At 46.5% G+C, this 20756-nt stretch carries 16 protein-coding genes; all 16 read left to right on the plus strand.

Annotation, left to right across the window (positions count from 1 at the left end):
* Positions 1-50: 50 nt before the first annotated feature.
* Positions 51-2120: a type I DNA topoisomerase gene (topA, locus tag ERX40_RS02615; RefSeq protein WP_133416943.1), complete on the plus strand. Its 2070-nt coding sequence runs from the start codon at positions 51-53 to the stop codon at positions 2118-2120.
* An 89-nt stretch (positions 2121-2209) separates the two neighbouring features.
* Positions 2210-3511, plus strand: a complete 1302-nt coding sequence (trmFO, locus tag ERX40_RS02620; RefSeq protein WP_133416944.1) for an FADH(2)-oxidizing methylenetetrahydrofolate--tRNA-(uracil(54)-C(5))-methyltransferase TrmFO — start codon at positions 2210-2212, stop codon at positions 3509-3511.
* A 62-nt stretch (positions 3512-3573) separates the two neighbouring features.
* Positions 3574-4446, plus strand: coding sequence for a site-specific tyrosine recombinase/integron integrase (xerA, locus tag ERX40_RS02625; RefSeq protein WP_133416945.1), 873 nt, complete (start codon positions 3574-3576; stop codon positions 4444-4446).
* Positions 4443-4985, plus strand: a complete 543-nt coding sequence (hslV, locus tag ERX40_RS02630; protein WP_424960720.1) for an ATP-dependent protease subunit HslV — start codon at positions 4443-4445, stop codon at positions 4983-4985. Before xerA ends, hslV begins: the two co-directional genes overlap by 4 nt.
* Before the next feature lie 6 nt (positions 4986-4991).
* Positions 4992-6380, plus strand: coding sequence for an ATP-dependent protease ATPase subunit HslU (gene hslU, locus ERX40_RS02635; protein ID WP_133416946.1), 1389 nt, complete (start codon positions 4992-4994; stop codon positions 6378-6380).
* Between the two features lie 17 nt (positions 6381-6397).
* Positions 6398-7171, plus strand: coding sequence for a GTP-sensing pleiotropic transcriptional regulator CodY (gene codY / locus ERX40_RS02640; protein ID WP_133416947.1), 774 nt, complete (start codon positions 6398-6400; stop codon positions 7169-7171).
* Between the two features lie 149 nt (positions 7172-7320).
* Positions 7321-8088: a 30S ribosomal protein S2 gene (rpsB, locus tag ERX40_RS02645; protein ID WP_133416948.1), complete on the plus strand. Its 768-nt coding sequence runs from the start codon at positions 7321-7323 to the stop codon at positions 8086-8088.
* A gap of 126 nt (positions 8089-8214) precedes the next feature.
* Complete coding sequence (gene tsf, locus ERX40_RS02650) at positions 8215-9096, plus strand: translation elongation factor Ts (RefSeq protein ID WP_133416949.1); 882 nt, start codon at positions 8215-8217, stop codon at positions 9094-9096.
* A 149-nt stretch (positions 9097-9245) separates the two neighbouring features.
* Positions 9246-9965, plus strand: a complete 720-nt coding sequence (gene pyrH, locus ERX40_RS02655) for a UMP kinase (RefSeq protein WP_133416950.1) — start codon at positions 9246-9248, stop codon at positions 9963-9965.
* A 15-nt stretch (positions 9966-9980) separates the two neighbouring features.
* Positions 9981-10538: a ribosome recycling factor gene (frr, locus tag ERX40_RS02660; RefSeq protein ID WP_133416951.1), complete on the plus strand. Its 558-nt coding sequence runs from the start codon at positions 9981-9983 to the stop codon at positions 10536-10538.
* A 111-nt stretch (positions 10539-10649) separates the two neighbouring features.
* Positions 10650-11393 carry an isoprenyl transferase gene (locus ERX40_RS02665; protein ID WP_133416952.1) on the plus strand — a complete coding sequence of 248 codons (744 nt, stop codon included), beginning with the start codon at positions 10650-10652 and terminating at the stop codon, positions 11391-11393.
* A 2-nt stretch (positions 11394-11395) separates the two neighbouring features.
* A complete protein-coding gene (locus tag ERX40_RS02670) occupies positions 11396-12184 on the plus strand; it encodes a phosphatidate cytidylyltransferase (RefSeq protein ID WP_133416953.1) in 789 nt (262 codons plus the stop codon).
* An 8-nt stretch (positions 12185-12192) separates the two neighbouring features.
* Positions 12193-13323, plus strand: coding sequence for a 1-deoxy-D-xylulose-5-phosphate reductoisomerase (gene dxr, locus ERX40_RS02675; RefSeq protein ID WP_133416954.1), 1131 nt, complete (start codon positions 12193-12195; stop codon positions 13321-13323).
* A 3-nt stretch (positions 13324-13326) separates the two neighbouring features.
* A complete protein-coding gene (gene rseP / locus ERX40_RS02680) occupies positions 13327-14607 on the plus strand; it encodes an RIP metalloprotease RseP (protein ID WP_133416955.1) in 1281 nt (426 codons plus the stop codon).
* Between the two features lie 14 nt (positions 14608-14621).
* Positions 14622-16325, plus strand: a complete 1704-nt coding sequence (locus tag ERX40_RS02685; protein WP_133416956.1) for a proline--tRNA ligase — start codon at positions 14622-14624, stop codon at positions 16323-16325.
* 78 nt (positions 16326-16403) lie between these two features.
* Positions 16404-20711 (plus strand): PolC-type DNA polymerase III, encoded by a 4308-nt coding sequence (locus ERX40_RS02690; protein ID WP_424960714.1) that lies wholly within the window; start codon positions 16404-16406, stop codon positions 20709-20711.
* Positions 20712-20756: the final 45 nt, after the last annotated feature.

The following is a 20756-nucleotide window of genomic DNA, read 5'->3' on the forward strand; positions in this document are numbered from 1 at the left end:
TTGACCGTTATCATTTACACTTGAAAACGAGTTGAAAAGGGGAGATACAATTGGCAGAGAATCTTGTCATTGTTGAATCGCCTGCAAAAGCAAAAACCATTGAAAAATATTTAGGAAAAAAATTTAAAGTCATCGCCTCTATGGGACATGTCAGAGATTTACCTCGCAGTCAGATGGGCATTGATGTTGATAATGATTTTGAACCTCGATATATTACAATCCGCGGTAAAGGCCCTGTCGTGCAGGAGCTGAAGAAATATGCGAAGAAAGCGAAACATGTTTATCTCGCAAGTGACCCGGACCGTGAAGGTGAAGCGATTGCCTGGCATTTGGCACATATACTGGATATAGACGAAACAGCAAAATCACGGGTGGTCTTCAACGAGATCACAAAAGATGCGGTCAAAGAGAGTTTCAGATCACCGCGTGAAATCAAGCATGAACTGGTCGATGCCCAGCAGGCACGCCGGGCGCTGGACCGCCTGGTTGGTTATAATATCTCACCTGTGCTGTGGAAAAAAGTGAAGAAAGGTCTGTCAGCCGGTCGTGTTCAGTCTGTTGCACTCAAATTGATCATCGACCGTGAGGAAGAGATCAATGCATTCAAACCTGAGGAATACTGGACAATCGACGGTACGTTCAAGCATAAAGGCGTCACTTTCAAAGCGAAGTTTCTGCATGAGAACAATAAACCGAAGAAGCTGAAGAACAGTGGAGACGTCAAGGCGATTGTCAGTCAGCTGGCCGGCGATCAGTTCGATGTCACTGATGTCTCTAAGAAGGAGAAGCTGCGTAATCCTGCCAATCCTTTCACGACTTCTTCTCTGCAGCAGGAAGCAGCCCGTAAACTGAACTTCAAAGCCCGTAAGACAATGATGCTTGCTCAGCAGCTGTATGAAGGGATTGATCTGAAGAAACAGGGGACAGTCGGGCTCATCACTTATATGAGAACAGACTCAACACGTATTTCTGCGACTGCGAAAGATGAAGCAGCCGGTTACATCAAAGAGAATTACGGCGACACCTTTCTGTCAAATCGTAAGAAGACAAAACAGAAGGAAGGCTCACAGGATGCCCACGAGGCCGTTCGGCCGACTTCAGCACTGCGTACGCCGAATTCCATGAAGGATTATCTGTCACGCGATCAACTACGTCTCTATAAACTGATCTGGGAACGTTTCATGGCGAGTCAGATGGCTCCTGCCGTCATAGATACAGTTGCTGTGGACTTGACGCAAGGAAATATCAAGTTCCGTGCGAACGGTCAGACAGTGAAGTTCAAAGGCTTTATGAGCGTCTATATTGAAGGTAATGATGATGTTGAGGAAGAAGGCGAGAACAGACTGCCAGAACTCGTAGTCGGTGATAAAGTTCAGGCGACGGATATCGCTGAAAACCAGCATTTCACTCAGCCGCCGCCACGCTATACAGAAGCACGGCTGGTGAAGACGCTTGAAGAGAAGGGGATCGGTCGGCCATCTACCTATGCACCGACACTCGATACCATTCAGAAGCGTAATTATGTCAAAGTGGATCAGAAGAAATTCTTCCCGACAGAACTGGGTGTCATCGTCAATGACAGCGTGAAGGAATACTTCCCTGAAATCGTAGAAGTTGACTTCACCGCGAACATGGAGGCACTGCTTGACCGGGTGGCAAATGGCGAGATGGAGTGGAAGAAGGTTCTCTCAGCTTTCTATGATAACTTCAAGATTGATCTGGAGCGCGCAGAAGCAGAGATGGAGAAAATCGAGATCAAGGATGAGCCGGCAGGTGAGGACTGTGAGAAATGCGGGTCGCCGATGGTCATCAAGATGGGACGCTACGGTAAGTTCATGGCGTGCTCGAATTTCCCCGACTGCCGCAACACGAAGGCCATCGTCAAATCAATCGGTGTTCCTTGTCCGAAATGTGAGGACGGCGAAGTGGTGGAGCGTAAGTCCAAGAAAAACCGTATTTTCTACGGCTGCACGAATTTCCCTGAATGTGATTTCATTTCATGGGATAAACCCGTACCGAGAAAATGTCCGAAATGTGAGACACAGCTTGTGGAACGGAAAAAAGGAAAGAACATGCAGGTTGTCTGTCCGAACTGCGAATACGAAGAAAAACCTCAATAAAATGACGATGTGCAGCTGCACATCGTTCTTTTAGTTTATTTACTTATCAGAATATATTACAATCAGTAAGGATCAAGGAGGAATGACATATGACAACAGTTAATGTAATCGGAGCCGGACTAGCCGGTTCAGAAGCCGCTTATCAGCTGGCAGAACGCAATATTAAAGTAAACCTTTACGAAATGAGACCAGTCAAACAGACGCCCGCTCATCATACAGATAAATTCGCAGAACTCGTCTGCTCAAATTCACTGAGAGGTAATGCACTGACGAACGGAGTCGGGGTCTTAAAAGAAGAGATGCGACGCCTGGATTCACTCGTCATGAAAGCAGCGGATGCTGCAAGTGTGCCTGCAGGGGGTGCGCTCGCCGTTGACCGCCACGAATTCAGTGGCTTTATCACTGATACGCTAAGAAATCATCCGAACATCACAGTATATAATGAAGAAATCCACTCTGTACCGACAGGACCGACGATTGTTGCGACGGGTCCTCTGACCACTGAGACTTTATCAAAGAGCATTCAGGAGCTGACCGGTCAGGATCATCTTTATTTCTATGATGCTGCGGCACCGATTGTTGAGAAGGATTCCATCAATATGGATAAAGTCTATCTAAAATCACGCTATGATAAAGGCGAGGCTGCTTATCTGAACTGTCCGATGACTGAAGAGGAGTTTGACCGCTTCTACAACGCAATATTAGAAGCAGAAGTCGTGCCGCTGAAGGAATTTGAGAAAGAGATTTATTTCGAAGGCTGTATGCCGTTTGAAGAGATGGCGAAGCGCGGCCGTAAGACACTGCTTTTCGGTCCGATGAAACCCGTTGGTCTCGAAGATCCGAAGACGGGTAAACGTCCGTTCGCCGTTGTGCAGCTCCGTCAGGATGATGCAGCAGGGACACTTTATAACATTGTCGGTTTTCAGACGCATCTGAAGTGGGGGGCTCAGAAAGAGATTCTGCAGCTGATTCCAGGGCTTGAGAATGTCGAGATTGTCCGCTACGGTGTGATGCACCGCAATACATTCATCAACTCACCGACCAACCTAGAACCGACCTATCAGTTCAAGGGTAAGGATGACTTATTCCTTGCGGGACAGATGACAGGTGTGGAAGGTTATGTTGAAAGTGCAGCGAGTGGTCTGATCGCGGGGATCAATGCGGCCAAACTGGCAAGTGGACTCCAGCCGATTGTCTTTCCGCCTTCAACCATGATCGGTGCGATGGCACATTATATTACCCATACAAATGCGAAGAATTTCCAGCCGATGAACGCCAACTTTGGTCTGCTGCCTCCGCTTGAAAAAAGAATCAAAGATAAAAAAGAACGTTACGAAATGCTTGCCCATAAGGCGCTGGACAGCCTGGATCAATTTAAGGTGACTTTGTAGAGCTTTCGATTGAATATAAATTCTGAATTGTGATACAATTCGGATAAATGGAGGGGTTATGCATGGATCAACGCGTAGAAGACTTCAGCCGCTTTCTGCGTCTGGAAAAAGGATTCTCTGATCATACACAGACGGCTTACGTGCAGGATGTACTTCATTTCATGGAGTACCTGAGTCAGCAGCACATAGGACTTGATTCTTTCGTCTACCGTGATGCACGCGGCTACCTTGTCCATCTGTATGACCAGAAGCTGACCCGCTCAACTGTGTCGCGGAAAATATCCAGCCTGAAGACTTTCTATCGTTTTCTGCAGCTGGACAGAGATGCAGTTAATCCGTTCGATAGCCTCATTCATCCCAAACACGAAAAATATTTGCCGCAGTTTTTTTATGAGGAGGAAATAGAACGCCTGTTTGCGGAAGTCAATCAGGGCAGACCTTTCCATGTAAGAGATCAGCTGATACTTGAGGTGCTGTATGCGACCGGCATCAGGGTCTCAGAACTTGTTAATCTACAGCTGACTGATCTTGATGAAGAGATGATGCTCCTGAAAGTGCTCGGTAAAGGTAACAAGGAGCGAATCGTACCGTTCGGCAGTTTTGCCCTGAAGAGTCTGCGGGAATACTTACCGCTAAGACGTCAGCATGCGAAGGATCACGATTTCCTGCTGATCAACCAGCAGGGCGGGCCGCTGACCGCACGAGGGGTTAGATATGTGCTGAATGATATCATCAAGCGGACCGGTCAAGTGTCACATATTCATCCGCATATGCTGCGGCATACGTTTGCAACTCATCTGCTGAACGAAGGTGCGGACCTCAGGACCGTTCAGGATCTGCTCGGCCATGTCAATCTATCGACGACGGGCAGATATACCCATGTAACAAAAGAACATCTTAGACAGACTTATTTAAATGCACATCCACGTGCATAAAGGAGAGGAAATCTGTGACTACAATCTTTGCAATCAAACACGGTGGACATACCGCAATGGCTGGTGACGGACAGGTTACACTCGGTGAACAGGTCATTATGAAGGCAACGGCTAAAAAGGTGCGTCGTCTCTTCGATGATAAAGTAGTGGCAGGTTTTGCCGGCAGCGTTGCGGATGCATTCACGCTCTTTGAGAAATTTGAAGCGAAACTTTATGAATATAACGGCAACCTGTCACGGGCAGCCGTGGAGCTTGCCAAGGAATGGCGCGGTGATAAAATGCTGCGTCAGCTGGAAGCGATGCTGATCGTCATGAATGACAAGGAACTGCTCTTAGTCAGCGGGACCGGCGAAGTGATTCAGCCGGATGATGATGTCATCGCCATCGGTTCAGGCGGTAACTACGCACTCAGTGCAGGTCGTGCACTCAAAAAACATGCACCTCATCTTTCAGCAAGTGAGATTGCCCGCGAGAGCCTGGACACGGCAGCTGATATCTGTGTCTTTACAAACCATAATATTATTTTTGAGGAACTCTAAGGAGGCATTATGAATAACAAACTGAAACTCACCCCGAAGGAAATCGTCTCTGAACTGAATCAGCATATTGTCGGTCAGGAAGACGCCAAGAAGAAAGTAGCGATCAGCCTCAGAAATCGCTACCGCCGTTCCAAGCTGGACGAGCAGCTGCAGCAGGAGATTATCCCGAAGAATATTCTGATGATCGGACCGACTGGTGTCGGTAAGACAGAAATTGCCAGACGGATTGCCCGTCTCGTCGGTGCGCCTTTCGTCAAAGTGGAGGCAACGAAATATACAGAAGTCGGTTACGTCGGTCGTGATGTTGAAAGCATGATTCGTGATCTGGTGGAGAACGGGGTCCGACTGGTCAAAGAGGAAAAGAAAAAGGAAGTGCTGGCCGAAGCGACACAGGCAGCAGATGAGCGTCTGGTCAAACTTCTTGTTCCTGCCATGAAAAAGAAGCAGTCAGGCGGCAATCCTTTTGAAGCGCTGTTCGGTGGTCAGATGCCGAACCTGATGGACCAGCATGAGGAAGAAGAGGTCACACCTGACATCAGCTCAAAGCGTGAAGACATCAGACGTCGCCTGAAAAACGGTGAACTGGAGCAGGAGATCATCAAGATTAAAGTGGAGCAGGAGCAGGGGCTGCCGTTCGGTATGGATATGCCGGGTAACAATATGCAGGATATGCTCAGCCAGATGATGCCGAAGAAGAAAGTAGAACGTCAGCTGACCGTCGAAAAAGCACGCCCTATTCTTATAGATGAGGAAGCAGGTAAACTGATTGACCAGGAATCAGTCAATCAGGAAGCAGTGCAGCTTGCAGAGCAGCTCGGTATCGTCTTTATAGATGAAATTGATAAGATTGCCGGCAGCTCGAACTCTGGACAGGACGTCTCCAGACAAGGTGTTCAACGTGATATCCTGCCGATTGTTGAAGGCAGTGTCATACAGACGAAATACGGGGCAGTGAACACTGAACACATTCTCTTCATCGGTGCGGGTGCCTTTCATGTCTCCAAGCCAAGTGACCTCATCCCTGAGCTGCAGGGGCGTTTTCCGATCAGAGTCGAACTGCACAAACTCTCAGTGGATGACTTCGAGAAGATACTGCGTGAACCGAAGTTGTCACTGCTCAGACAATACGAAAGTCTGCTCGCAACTGAAGATGTGACGATCACCTTTACTGATGAGGCGATCACACGTCTTGCGGAAATCGCTTACGAAGTGAACCAGGATACCGATAATATCGGTGCCAGACGACTTCATACCATCATGGAGAAGATGCTTGAGGATCTCTCGTTCGAAGCGCCTGATATGCCGAATGCACATGTGGAAATCACAAAGCAGTACGTAGAATCAAAACTGGGCTCAATTGCAACCAATAAAAATCTAAGTGAGTTTATACTCTAAAGGAGACTGTCAACGTTATGAAATTATTAGAAAAAACACGTGAAATCAACAAGTTACTGCAGGAGCATGAGGGACTTGCAGTCGATTTCAAGGAGATGGCTGACCATCTTGGCAGCGTCATGCAGTCCAATGTCTTCATCGTTTCCAGACGAGGTAAGATTCTCGGTTTTGGAGTAAATGAACTTCTCAAGAATGACCGCATCATCAAAATGCTTGAGGACCGGCAGATTCCTGAAACTTATACGGATTATCTCCTGAAGGTCGATGCTACTCAATCCAATATCACACTTGATGACAGATTAACCGTCTTCCCGCCTGAAAATGAGGAGCTGTTCAAGGACAGCAAAACAACCATCATACCGATTAAAGGTGGCGGTACAAGACTCGGTACACTGGTACTGGGACGTGTCGACAAGGAATTTGATGACAATGACCTTGTACTCGGTGAGTATGCGGCGACAGTCGTCGGTATGGAGATTCTCCGCGAGAAACATACAGAGATTGAAAGCAAGGCTCGTGACAAAGCAGCGATTACCATGGCGATCAATTCACTTTCTTATTCTGAGAAGGAAGCGATCGAACATATCTTTGAAGAACTTAATGCTAATGAAGGTCTTCTGGTTGCATCCAAAGTGGCCGATCGTGTAGGAATCACACGTTCAGTCATCGTTAATGCACTGCGTAAACTGGAAAGTGCAGGTGTCATTGAATCCCGCTCACTCGGTATGAAAGGAACATTCATTAAAATCAAGAAAGAACAGTTCTTAAAGGAACTTGAAAACAGCCATTAATATGGTTGTTTTTTTCTGTTTGATATGATATATTAATAGACGGCTTGAAAAAAGCTAATTCACACACTATGGCTCAGTATTTCAGGGGTGCAGCTTGTCTGTTCTGAAATTGCCTGTAGTGGCGGAATAAACCAATAGGAGGAAATAAAATGGCAGTTATCTCAATGAAACAATTGTTAGAAGCTGGTGTTCACTTCGGTCATCAGACTCGTCGCTGGAACCCAAAAATGAAGAAATACATCTTTACAGAAAGAAATGGTATCTACATCATCGACCTTCAGAAAACAGTGAAGAAAGTTGAAGAAGCATACAACTTCATGAAATCTGTTGCTGAAGAAGGCGGTACTGTCTTATTCGTCGGTACTAAAAAACAAGCTCAGGAAGCGATTAAAGAAGAAGCTGAGCGTTCAGGTCAGTTCTACATCAACCAACGTTGGTTAGGTGGAACTTTAACAAACTACAAAACAATCAACAAACGTGTAAAACGTATTGCTGAGATCGAAAAAATGGAAGCAGACGGTACATTCGACGTACTTCCTAAAAAAGAAGTCGTTGAACTTAAAAAAGAATACGATCGTCTGATCAAATTCTTAGGCGGTATCCGCGATATGAAATCTATGCCATCAGCAATCTTCGTTGTTGACCCTCGTAAAGAGCGCAACGCAATCGCTGAAGCTAAAAAATTACACATTCCAATCGTCGGTATTGTTGATACAAACTGTGATCCAGACGAAATCGACTATGTTATCCCTGCAAACGATGATGCAATCCGTGCCGTTAAATTATTAACAGGTAAAATGGCTGATGCAATCCTTGAAGCGAAACAAGGCGTTTCTGATGAGGAAGTTGCAGCTGAGCAGAATATCGATTTAACTGAGTCAACTGAAGCGAAAGCTGACGAAACGACTGAAGCATAATCAATTGAGGTGATAAGTTTACTTATCACCTTTTTTAAAGAAATTATGTAAATATTTCGCCTTTTGTCTTACAATTTAGTATGATTGAAAAGTGAAGAACATATCTTTTATCTGGAGGAATTATTCATGGCTATTACAGCACAATTAGTAAAACAACTTCGCGAAAGAACTGGCGCAGGTATGATGGACTGCAAAAAAGCATTAACTGAAACTGATGGTGACATTGATGCAGCAGTTGACTACTTACGTGAAAAAGGGATCGCTAAAGCAGCTAAAAAAGCTGACCGTATCGCCGCAGAAGGAACAACTTATGTGGCTTCAAAAGGAAACGATGCCGTTCTTTTAGAATTAAACTCAGAGACTGACTTCGTTGCACGTAATGAAGGTTTCCAGGCACTGGTTAAAGAAATGGCAGCTCACATCTTAGATACTAAACCGGCTGATCTTGAAGCATTGATGGCTTCAGAAATGTCAGATGGTAAATCAGTTGAAAACAAAATGCACGAAGCAATTTCTACAATCGGTGAAAAATTAACGTTACGTCGTTTTGTATTAGCAACTAAAACGGATGCAGATGCGTTCGGCGAATACCTGCACATGGGCGGCCGTATCGGCGTACTCGCTATTGTTGAAAACTCAACTGATGCTGAAGCAGCGAAAGACGTTGCAATGCACATCGCTGCATTAAACCCTAAATTCGTTTCTCGTGAGCAGGTATCTGCTGAAGAGTTAGAGCATGAAAAAGACATTCTTAAGCAGCAGGCGTTAAATGAAGGCAAACCAGAAAACATCGTTGAGAAAATGGTTGAAGGCCGTCTGCGTAAGTATCTTGAAGAAATCTGTGCAGTGGATCAGCCGTTCGTTAAGAACCCTGATCAGACTGTCGCTGAGTTCCTCAAATCAAAAGGTGGCACATTAAAATCATTCGTACGCTACGAAGTGGGTGAAGGTATCGAGAAACGTCAAGATAACTTCGCTGATGAAGTAATGGGTCAAATCAACAAATAATAATGCATCAGACACGATGATTCAGGCATGATGATTCGTGTCTTTTTTTAAGCATTAACATATCAGTGACAAACTGATATAATACATATAGTTTGTGCGCTTCTCTCACCAAAGAAGAGATAAAAAACAGATTGAAAGGGCGGAATTAAATGGATACATCAAAATATAAGCGCGTCGTACTGAAACTGAGTGGAGAGGCACTGGCCGGAGATACAGGATTCGGGATCAATCCTGTCATCATTAAAAACATCGCAAAACAGGTCGCTGAAGTCGCAAAAATGGACTGTGAAGTAGCAGTCATCGTTGGCGGCGGAAATATCTGGCGCGGTAAAACCGGCAGTGATCTCGGTATGGACCGCGGCACTGCTGATTATATGGGCATGCTGGCAACTGTCATGAATTCACTCGCGCTGCAGGACAGTCTGGAGCAGCTCGACTGTGATACACGTGTGCTGACATCCATCTCGATGCAGCAGGTCGCTGAACCTTATATCAGACGTCGTGCCATCCGCCACCTTGAAAAAGGGCGTGTTGTGATCTTCGCAGCAGGCATCGGCAATCCTTACTTCTCAACGGATACAACTGCTGCACTCCGTGCTGCTGAAATGGAAGCAGATGTGATTCTGATGGGCAAGAATAATGTGGATGGTGTTTACTCTGCTGATCCTAAACTTGATCCGACAGCTAAAAAATATGAGAAGCTGACTTATATCCAGATGCTGCAGGAAGGGCTTCAGGTGATGGATTCAACGGCCAGCTCGTTCTGTATGGACAACGATATCCCGCTCGTGGTATTCTCAATTATGGAGGATGGTAACATCAAACGTGCCATCATGGGAGAAGAAATCGGTACAACGATTACTAAATAAGTGAGGAGAATTTCAATGACGAACGCAATTATTAATGAAGCAAAAGACAAGATGTCTAAAAGTATCGACAGCTTAACACGTGAATTTGCAGGCATCCGTGCCGGCCATGCCAATGCAGGACTGCTTGACCGGGTCACTGTCAACTACTACGGCGCTGATACGCCGGTTCAGCAGCTTGCAGGTATCTCTGTACCAGAAGCAAGAATGCTGGTTGTCACACCTTATGACAAAACATCAATCGATGACATCTTAAAAGCAATCAATATGGCGAATCTCGGCGTTAACCCGACATCTGATGGTACAGTGATTCGTATCACGGTTCCTGCACTGACTGAAGAACGCCGTAAAGATTTAGTGAAAGATGCCAGAAAAGAAGCTGAAAATGCTAAAGTCGCTATCCGTAACATCCGTCGTGATGCAAACGATGATCTGAAAAAAGCTGAAAAAGCGGGAGAACTGACTGAAGATGATCTGCGTAGTTTCAGTGAAGATGTTCAGACTTTGACGAATGATCATATCAAAAAAATTGATGATCTGACAGCAGCAAAAGAGCAGGATATTATGGCCGTTTAATGGTTCTGAGCCGATGTTTTCACTTTAAGTGAGACATCGGCTCTTTTTTTGTGGTTAAATAGAGATATAGATATGTTAGAATGTAGATTAGTATTGAAGCTGGAGGACCTTATGTTTAATATATTCAAGAAGAAGACTTCTCAAGATATAAGCCATTCTGCAGTACCTGACCACATTGCGATTATTATGGACGGTAACGGCAGATGGGCTAAGAATAGAAAAATGCCCCGCATAAAAGGACATTACGAAGGGATGCAGACGGTTAAAAGAATTACTTCACATGCAAGTCAGATTGGCGTGAAGTATCTGACGGTCTATGCCTTCTCAACAGAGAACTGGACAAGACCGAAAGAAGAGGTCAATTATCTGATGAAACTGCCAGTGGAATTTATGTCTTCATTTCTGCCGGACCTCATGAAAAATAATATTAAGGTTGAATCAATGGGCTTTATCGAACAGCTGCCTGAGCACACGAAAGAAGCTCTGTATAAAGTGGAGCAGGAAACAAAGGACAATACAGGGATGAAGCTGATATTTGCGCTTAATTATGGCGGCCGTAAAGAAATAGTGGCTGCAGTCCAGCTGATTGCAGATGCCTATAAATCAAACGATATCAGTCTGGATGATATTGATGAGGAGCTGTTCAGCCAGTCACTCTTCACAAAGGACTATCCTGATCCCGACTTGCTGATCCGTACGTCAGGAGAAATACGTCTCAGCAACTTTATGCTGTGGCAGACGTCATATAGCGAGTTCGTCTTCCACGATAAGCTATGGCCGGATTATGAACCGTCGGATTTAGATGAAGCGATTCACATCTATCAATCCCGCCAGCGTCGATTTGGAGGGGTATAAGCATGAAAACAAGGACGATTACAGCCATTATCGCAATGGCTGTCTTTCTACCTATTGTGATATATGGTGGAGTTCCCGTATTGATATTAGCTTATTCACTCGCTATTGTTGCGCTTAAGGAAGTACTCAGTATGCGAAGAATCAAGCTGTACTCACTGCCCGGATTAATTAGTCTGGTCGCACTCTGTTTGATTATGTCACCGCAGCGCAGTCAGATAGTCGAAAGTGATTTTCAAGTTCCCTTTTTGATTATCATCAGTCTTATTCTGCTCAGTCATACGGTCATATCGAAGAATAAATTCTCTTTTGTCGATGCATCGTTCTGTATGCTCGCCGTCGCCTATGTCGGCATCGGTTTTATGTATTTCTATGAGACAAGACATCAAGGTTTACATTATCTGCTCTTTGCTCTGCTGGTTGTATGGTTGACAGATACCGGTGCCTACATATTCGGCCGCTTATTCGGCAAAAGGAAGCTTTGGCCGGAAATCAGTCCCAATAAGACAATCGAAGGGTTTATCGGTGGCATCGCCTGCAGTACCATTGTCGCAGTCGTCTTTGCCTTGACTTATGACATGCCGCTTGGAATGCTACCGCTCGTGATTGTGACATGGCTGCTCAGTGTGGCCGGGCAGCTAGGGGATTTGGTGGAATCGGCATTGAAACGTAATTTCGGCGTCAAGGATTCAGGTACATTGCTGCCGGGGCATGGCGGCATACTGGACCGTTTTGACAGCTTTATCTTTGTATTACCGTTAATGAACATCTTTTTAATCAACTTTCAGAGTTAGGTGATGACATGAAAAAAATAGGTATATTAGGCGCAAGTGGATCTGTCGGTATGCAGGGGCTGGATATCATCCGTCAGCATCCTGAGGACTACAAGCTTGTAAGTTTCTCAGTCGGACGTAATATTGAGACAGCGAAAGAAATAATTGAAGAGTTCAGTCCGTCGATTGTATCTCTGCAGAACGAGGCTGATACAGCAGCACTTACGCATTACGACATCGAAGTGGTCAGTGGCGAAGAAGGATTACTGAAAGTAGCCGCATACAAAGAGAACGATATACTGCTGAACTCGATACTCGGTAGTGTGGGCTTGAGACCGACACTCCATGCAATTCAGCACGGTATTGATATTGCACTGGCAAATAAGGAGACACTTGTCGTCGCAGGAGAGATTGTCATGCAAGAAGCGAAGAAGCATGGGGTCAACATCCTGCCGGTGGATTCAGAGCATTCAGCGATATTCCAGTGCCTGAACGGTGAAGATGACAAGAACATCGAGAAAATCATTATTACAGCAAGCGGTGGTTCATTCAGAGACAAGAGCCGTGCGGAACTGGAGAATGTGACACTGGAGGATGCCCTCAATCATCCGAACTGGTCGATGGGCCAGAAGATCACGATCGATTCAGCGACGATGATGAATAAAGGCCTGGAAGTGATTGAAGCGAAATGGCTGTTTGACTTACCGGTTGAGAAGATTGAGACCCTTCTTCATAAAGAGAGCGTCATTCATTCCATGGTCGAGTTCAATGATACAAGTGTGATGGCTCAGCTCGGTACACCGGATATGCGTATGCCGATTCTTTATGCCTTCAGCTATCCGGACCGTCTGCCAAGACAGGGTAAACACCTGAACTTAGCGGAATTCGGCACGCTTCATTTCAAGGAGATGGATCTTGAACGCTTCAGATGTCTGAAGTTCGCCTACGACGCCATCAGAATCGGCGGGACAATGCCGGTTGTGATGAATGCGGTCAATGAAGTGGCAGTCGAGAAGTTCCTGCAGGGAGAAATCAGCTTCCTTGATATCGAACGGCTGATCGAGCGTGAGATGCAGAATCATGATGTGATACAGAATCCGGATCTCGAGATTATTCTGAAAGTGGATGCTGACTATAAGTCACGTCATTATGAGGTGTAAGATATGACAGGTATTATCGCATTTATATTCGTCTTCGGTCTGCTTGTCACAGTGCATGAGTTCGGCCATCTGCTGTTCGCGAAGCGCGCAGGCATCATGTGTCCGGAATTTGCCATCGGAATGGGCCCGAAAATATTCTCCTATAAAAGAAATGAAACGCTTTATACCATTCGACTGCTGCCGGTAGGGGGATATGTGATGATGGCGGGCAGCGGCATGGAGCAGAATCCGCTGACAGCAGGACAGGTGGTCAGCATCAAACGGAATGAAGCGGGAGAAGTCACCCATATTCTTTTGGATGATCAGCATCAGTTCAGACAGATTGAACAGCTGGAAGTGGCAGATAGTGACTTTGAAGATAATCTTTTTATTCAAGGTATCGATCAATATACGAATGAACACGTCCGCTATACACTGGCTGATGAGGCCTATTTCGTCCGGGAAGGTGACCTCGTCCAGATCGCACCGCGCCATCGTCAGTTCAAGAACAAGAAACCATGGCCGAAGTTTCTGACACTCTTCGCAGGACCGCTGTTCAACTTTATACTGGCGCTTGTCTTATGTATTATTATCGCCTTTATTGTAGGCACACCTACAACGACAATTGACAAGATAGCCGATGAATCACCTGCAGCGACAGCTGGTCTTCAGAGTGGTGATACAATCAAGAAGCTTGATGACTTTGAAATCAATAAGTTTACAGATCTGAAGGAACAGCTCGAAAAGCATAAAGACAAAACTTATGATATGACCATTGAACGTGATGGAAAAGAACAAGTGATCAAGATAAAGCCTGATGCACGTGAAGTCCGGGTTGCGAAAAACAGAACGGAAATGTCTTACCAGTTTGGTCTATATCCAACTAAAACATTTTCATTGACTGAACCCTTTATTGCAGGCTTTAAGACATTTCTCTATTATGCAACATTTATTTTCTCGCTGATCATCGGACTTTTCACAAGTATCTTCACGGGTGGGTTCAGCTTCGATATGCTGAATGGACCTGTGGGTATCTACAAAAATACAGAAAAAGTTGCATCACTCGGTATTACAGCTATTCTGAACTGGGCAGCGATGTTATCTGTGAACTTAGGACTGATGAACCTGCTCCCGATTCCTGCGCTTGACGGCGGGCGTATTCTCTTCGTCCTTTACGAGGCGATTTTCAGAAAACCGGTCAACAAGAAGGCGGAGGTCGCGATTATTTCTGCCGGTGCTATTTTCCTGTTCTTCGTCATGATCATGGTGACGTGGAACGATATTCAACGCTATTTCTTTAACTAATAGGAGGTAATAAGATGAAACAATCAAAGATGTTTATCCCGACGTTACGCGAAGTTCCGAACGATGCGGAATCTAAAAGTCATCAGCTGCTTTTGAAAGCAGGTATGATCAAACAGGTCGCAAGTGGAGTCTATAGCTATTTGCCGATTGCTAAACGTGTACTTAATAAGATTGAAGCGATTGTGCGTGAAGAAATGGAAGCCATTGACGGTGTTGAGATTCTCATGCCGGCACTGCAGCCTGCTGAACTGTGGCAGGAAAGTGGTCGCTGGCCGAGTTATGGTGCTGAACTCATGCGTCTGACGGACCGTCACGGTCGTGAGTTCGCGCTCGGTCCGACGCATGAGGAGATTATCACTTCACTCGTCCGTGATGAGCTGAAATCATATAAGAAACTGCCGGTGACGTTATTCCAGATCCAGAATAAATTCCGTGACGAGAAACGTCCTCGTTTCGGTCTCCTCCGTGGCCGCGAGTTTGTGATGAAGGATGCCTACAGCTTCCATGCGACTGAGGAATCTCTCGATGAGACTTACCGTGATATGTATAACGCCTACAGCAATATCTATAACCGAGTCGGTCTGAAGTTCCGTCCTGTTATCGCAGACAGCGGTGCGATCGGTGGCAGTCATACACATGAATTCATGGCGCTTGCTGAAATCGGTGAGGATACGATTGCCTATACAGACGGCAGTGACTATGCAGCCAATATCGAAAAAGCTGAAGTGGTCTATACGCCTGATATTCAGCATACGGCTGAAGAAGCGCTCGAGAAGATCCATACACCGGGTGTCAAGACAGCTCAGCAGCTTGCAGATTTACTCGGTAAGGACTTAAATGAGATTGTCAAATCGATGATCCTGAAAGTCGATGACCGCTTTGTGATGTTCCTCGTCCGGGGCCACCATGAACTGAATGATGTTAAACTGAAATCCTTCTTCGGCACTGAAGTGGTGGAGATGGCGACTGAGGAAGAGATTGAAGGCATTATGAATGCAAAACCAGGTTCACTCGGTCCGGTCGGCGTCGATAAGATTGAAATCTATGCGGATCATGCGATACAGGATATCAATAATCTGGCGGTCGGTGCGAATGAGACAGATTATCACTATATCAATGCGAATTTAGGGCGTGACTTTAACGTCAAAGCATTTGGCGACTTCCGCTTTATCTTAGAAGGTGAGCCGGCAGCGGACGGCAGCGGTCCGGTGAGATTTGCGGAAGGTATCGAAGTCGGGCAGGTCTTCAAGCTCGGTACGAAATATTCTGAGGCGATGAAAGCGACATTCCTCGATGAGCAGGGTAAGGCGCGTCCGATGATCATGGGCTGTTACGGTATCGGTGTCTCACGTACGCTGAGCGCTGTTATCGAGCAGCATCATGATGAGAATGGCATCATCTGGCCGAAGTCCATCACCCCTTATGACGTCCATGTCATTTCCGTCAATCCGAAGCAGGAAGCACAGAAGGAACTGGCGGACAAACTTTACGTGGAATTCTCCAAAGATTACCAGGTTCTCTATGATGACCGTCAGGAACGTGCCGGCGTCAAGTTCAATGATGCTGACCTGATCGGTGTGCCCCTTCGTATCGTCATCGGTAAACAGGCAGCAGACGGAGTTGTGGAAGTGAAGGTCCGTGCGACTGATGAAAAGTTTGACGTCTCAGTCGATGAACTCGCAGAAAAAATTGAAACATTATATAAAGACTTAGCTTAAAATTTTGTTATAATAGGACTAACTTAAGTAATGCGCACTATGCGCGTTACTTTTTCATTTTATAAAGGTGGTCGTGGCGTGATAGATAAAGAAGAAAAGTTCAGTATATTGCTGACGCAGCTGAAAATGACAGATGTCTTTCCGGCAGAACTTAAAGGGTGCACGCTTGAACGACTTGATATTTCAGAGAAAGAACGGCAGTGGCATTTCTATATCAACAGTCCGCGCATCTTTCCGGCTGATGTCTATAGGACATTTGCCAGTGAGCTGAAGACTGCATTCAGTCATATTGCGGATGTGGATTTCTCTATTACTGCGGCAGATCAGTCTGATAAAATCGAGAAAGTACAAGGGTACCTGAATCATTGTGTGGATCAGACCGCACTGAGTCCGAGTATGAAGTCGCAGCTGAAACAGAAGAAATATATTTTTTCTGGCGACGTCATTAAATTTGTCGTCAACAACGAAGTCGAACAGCAGCATCTGGAGAAATCATGTAACGGTTCGCTGCTGAAAGCGTTCAAAAAAGCGGGTTTCAAGTTCGATAGGATTATCTTTGAGACGAATGATGAAGACCAGCAGCGTGAACTGGAGTCACTTGAAGCGACAATCCAGGAAGAGGATACGACAAGTGCCATCCAGACGCGTGAACGAGTGGCTGAGATGCAGAAGCAGCGTGCTGAAGAAGAGACGGACGAAGTAACGCAGGCTTCAATCGGCAAGGAAATCAATATCGAATCCATCAAACCGATTTCCACTATTATCGAAGAGGAATATAAAGTAGCGATTGAAGGGGTCATCTTTGACGCCGATATCAAGGAACTGAAGAGCGGCCGCTATATTCTGCAGCTGAAGATCACAGACTATACGGATTCACTGACCTTGAAGATGTTCAGCCGCAATAGACAGACTAAAAGTGACCTTGAGCATTTCAAGGCGCTGACCCCAGGTAAATGGGTCCGTGCGCAAGGGAAGATTGAAGAGGATACCTTTATCCGTGACCTCGTAATGATGATCAATGATATTCATGAGATCAAGAAGTCGCCGCGTAAAGATAAATCTGACGATAAGCGGGTTGAGTTTCACCTTCATTCCAGCATGAGTCAGATGGACGGCATCACACATATCGGTAAGTATGTGGAGCAGGCAGCACAGTGGGGGCATAAAGCGATTGCAATCACAGATCATAACGGTGTGCAGGCGTATCCGGATGCCCATGCAGCAGCAGAGAAGAACGGCATCAAGATGATCTATGGTCTTGAAGGGATGCTGGTCGATGAAGGGGTGCCGATCACCTATCATCCGACTGACCGTGATTTGGCCTCCAGCAGCTACGTCGTATTTGACGTCGAGACGACAGGTCTCAGCTCTCAGTACGACAAGATCATTGAACTTGCCGCTGTCAAAGTGAGAGACGGCGAAATCATTGACAAGTTTGAAAGCTTCAGCAATCCAGGTGAACTGCTGAATGAGACCATCAAGCAGCTGACCGGTATCACGGATGATATGCTCCGTGACGCACCGCCGATTGAAGAAGTGCTGCCGAAGTTCAAGGACTGGGTCGGCGATGCCATCTATATCGCGCATAACGCAAGCTTCGATATGGGTTTCATCGATACAGGATATGACAGACTGGGCCTCGGTGCGAGCGATAACGGGGTGATTGATACCCTTGAGCTGTCCCGAACCATCAACACCGAACTCGGTAAGCACGGTCTGAACTTCCTCGCCAAGAAATACGGCGTGGAGCTCACCCAGCACCATAGAGCGATCTATGATGCGGAGACGACAGCACACATCTTCATCAAGATGCTGAAGCAGATGGAAGAACGAGGTGTCACCAACCATCAGGATATCGATAAGAAACTATCGAATCAGGATGCATACAAGCGGGCACGACCGGTGCATGTGACACTGATTGTACAGAACCAGAAAGGTCTGAAGAACTTATTCAAGATCGTATCGGAATCGCTTGTCCGTTATTACTACCGCACACCGCGTATCACGCGTTCACTGCTCGAGGAGAACCGCGAAGGGATTCTGGTCGGCAGCGCCTGTGATAATGGTGAGATCTTCACAGCGGTCATGAACAAGGACCAGGCAGAGGTGGAGAAGGTCGCACAGTTCTACGACTATATAGAAGTGCAGCCGAAAGCCCTTTATCAGCATCTGCTGGCCCGTGATCTGATTCGTGACAATGAGACACTGGAAGAGATCTATCACCGTATCATTGCTGTCGGTGAAAAATTGAATAAACCGGTCATCGCGACAGGCAATGCGCATTACCTCCATCCGCATGATAAGATCGCACGTGAGATTCTGGTCGCAAGTATGCCGGGGAACCCGCTGAACAAAAGTGGTTTTCCTGATGCGCATTTCAGAACGACGGACGAGATGATGGATGATTTCATGTTCCTGGGTCAGGACAAGGCTTATGAGATCGTCATCAAGAATACAAACGCCCTTGCTGACCGGATAGAGCGTGTCGTGCCGATTCGTGACGAGCTCTATACGCCGTCCATTGAAGGGGCGAACGAAGAGATCCGTGAGATGTCCTACGCGAATGCCCGTAAGCTCTACGGGGATGACCTCCCTGAGATTGTGGTCGCTCGTCTTGAGAAGGAACTGGCCAGTATCATCGGTAACGGCTTTGCGGTCATCTATCTGATCTCACAGAAACTCGTCAGAAAATCACTTGATGACGGCTATCTTGTAGGGTCACGGGGTTCTGTCGGCTCCAGTTTCGTGGCAACGATGACAGAGATCACTGAAGTGAATCCACTGCCGCCTCACTATATCTGTCCGAAGTGCAATGAAAGTCATTTCTTCAATGACGGTTCTGTTTCCAGTGGTTATGACCTGCCGGATAAAAACTGTGATCAGTGTGATGTGCCATTTATCAAGGAAGGACAGGACATTCCGTTCGAGACGTTCCTTGGTTTCAAAGGTGACAAAGTGCCTGATATCGACTTGAACTTCAGTGGTGAGTACCAGCCGAATGCGCACAACTATACGAAAGTCCTGTTCGGTGAAGACAAAGTCTTCCGTGCAGGGACAATCGGTACGGTTGCTGAGAAGACCGCGTTCGGCTACGTGAAGGGTTATCTGAATGATAACAGCATGCACAAGCGGGGTGCTGAAGTGGACCGGCTTGTCAAAGCCTGCACGGGTGTCAAACGGACGACCGGTCAGCACCCGGGTGGTATCATCGTTGTGCCTGAGAATATGGATATTTATGATTTCACACCCATACAGTTCCCTGCTGATGACCAGAACTCCTCGTGGAAGACGACGCACTTTGACTTCCATTCTATTCACGATAACCTGCTCAAGCTTGATATCCTCGGTCACGATGATCCGACGATGATCCGCATGCTGCAGGATTTGTCCGGTATCGATCCGAAGACAATTCCACTCGACGACAAGGAGACGATGAAGATTTTCTCCGGTCCGCAGAGTCTGGGCGTCACAGAGGAAGACATCATGTGTAAGACCGGTACGTTCGGTGTACCGGAATTCGGTACCGGCTTTGTGCGTCAGATGCTGGAGGATACGAAACCGAGCACGTTCTCTGAACTCATCCAGATTTCGGGTCTCTCCCACGGTACGGACGTCTGGCTCGGTAATGCACAGGAGCTGATCCGTACAGGGACATGTGACCTGTCAGGCGTTATCGGCTGTCGGGATGATATCATGGTCTATCTGATGTATGCGGGTCTTGAACCGTCACTTGCCTTCAAAATCATGGAGTCCGTCCGTAAAGGTAAAGGGCTTACTGAGGACTTTGAAGCGGCGATGCGCGAGAATAATGTGCCGGAATGGTATCTCGATTCATGTAAGAAAATCAAGTATATGTTCCCGAAAGCCCATGCCAGTGCCTACGTCATGATGGCGCTTCGGATTGCTTACTTCAAGGTGCATCATCCGCTCTATTACTATGCCGCTTATTTCACAGTCCGCGCATCAGACTTCGATCTGATCACGATGACGAAGGATAAGAACACCATCAAGGCGGCTGTGAAGGATTATTATTCACGTTTTCATGATCTGGCGAAGAAGGAGAAGGATGTGCTGACCGTGCTTGAACTGTCAAACGAAATGGCTCAGCGCGGCTTCCGTATGCAGCCGGTATCACTTGAGAAGAGTACAGCATTTGATTTCATCATTGAAGGCGACACACTGATCCCCCCGTTTATCGCGGTGCCGGGCCTCGGTGAGAACGTAGCGAGACGAATTGTGGCGGCACGCGAGGAAGGACCGTTCCTGTCCAAGGAAGAGCTGAACAAGAAGGCCGGTGTCTCACAGAAGATTATCGACTATCTGACGACGCTCGGTACACTGGATAACATGCCGGACAAAGCACAGCTCAGTATCTTTGACTTATAGAATTGAAGACGGCCTCGTAATATGATATAATGATTATGCTTAACA

Origin of the sequence: Macrococcus carouselicus, assembly GCF_004359515.1 — a bacterium.
Lineage (GTDB): Bacteria > Bacillota > Bacilli > Staphylococcales > Staphylococcaceae > Macrococcus > Macrococcus carouselicus.

Coding starts and splice junctions, on each gene's coding strand:
- trmFO (WP_133416944.1), top strand. CDS start 2,210: ATGACAACAGTTAATGTAATCGGAGCCGGACTAGCCGGTTCAGAAGCC.
- xerA (WP_133416945.1), top strand. CDS start 3,574: ATGGATCAACGCGTAGAAGACTTCAGCCGCTTTCTGCGTCTGGAAAAA.
- codY (WP_133416947.1), top strand. CDS start 6,398: ATGAAATTATTAGAAAAAACACGTGAAATCAACAAGTTACTGCAGGAG.
- rpsB (WP_133416948.1), top strand. CDS start 7,321: ATGGCAGTTATCTCAATGAAACAATTGTTAGAAGCTGGTGTTCACTTC.
- tsf (WP_133416949.1), top strand. CDS start 8,215: ATGGCTATTACAGCACAATTAGTAAAACAACTTCGCGAAAGAACTGGC.
- pyrH (WP_133416950.1), top strand. CDS start 9,246: ATGGATACATCAAAATATAAGCGCGTCGTACTGAAACTGAGTGGAGAG.
- frr (WP_133416951.1), top strand. CDS start 9,981: ATGACGAACGCAATTATTAATGAAGCAAAAGACAAGATGTCTAAAAGT.
- ERX40_RS02665 (WP_133416952.1), top strand. CDS start 10,650: ATGTTTAATATATTCAAGAAGAAGACTTCTCAAGATATAAGCCATTCT.
- ERX40_RS02670 (WP_133416953.1), top strand. CDS start 11,396: ATGAAAACAAGGACGATTACAGCCATTATCGCAATGGCTGTCTTTCTA.
- dxr (WP_133416954.1), top strand. CDS start 12,193: ATGAAAAAAATAGGTATATTAGGCGCAAGTGGATCTGTCGGTATGCAG.
- rseP (WP_133416955.1), top strand. CDS start 13,327: ATGACAGGTATTATCGCATTTATATTCGTCTTCGGTCTGCTTGTCACA.
- ERX40_RS02685 (WP_133416956.1), top strand. CDS start 14,622: ATGAAACAATCAAAGATGTTTATCCCGACGTTACGCGAAGTTCCGAAC.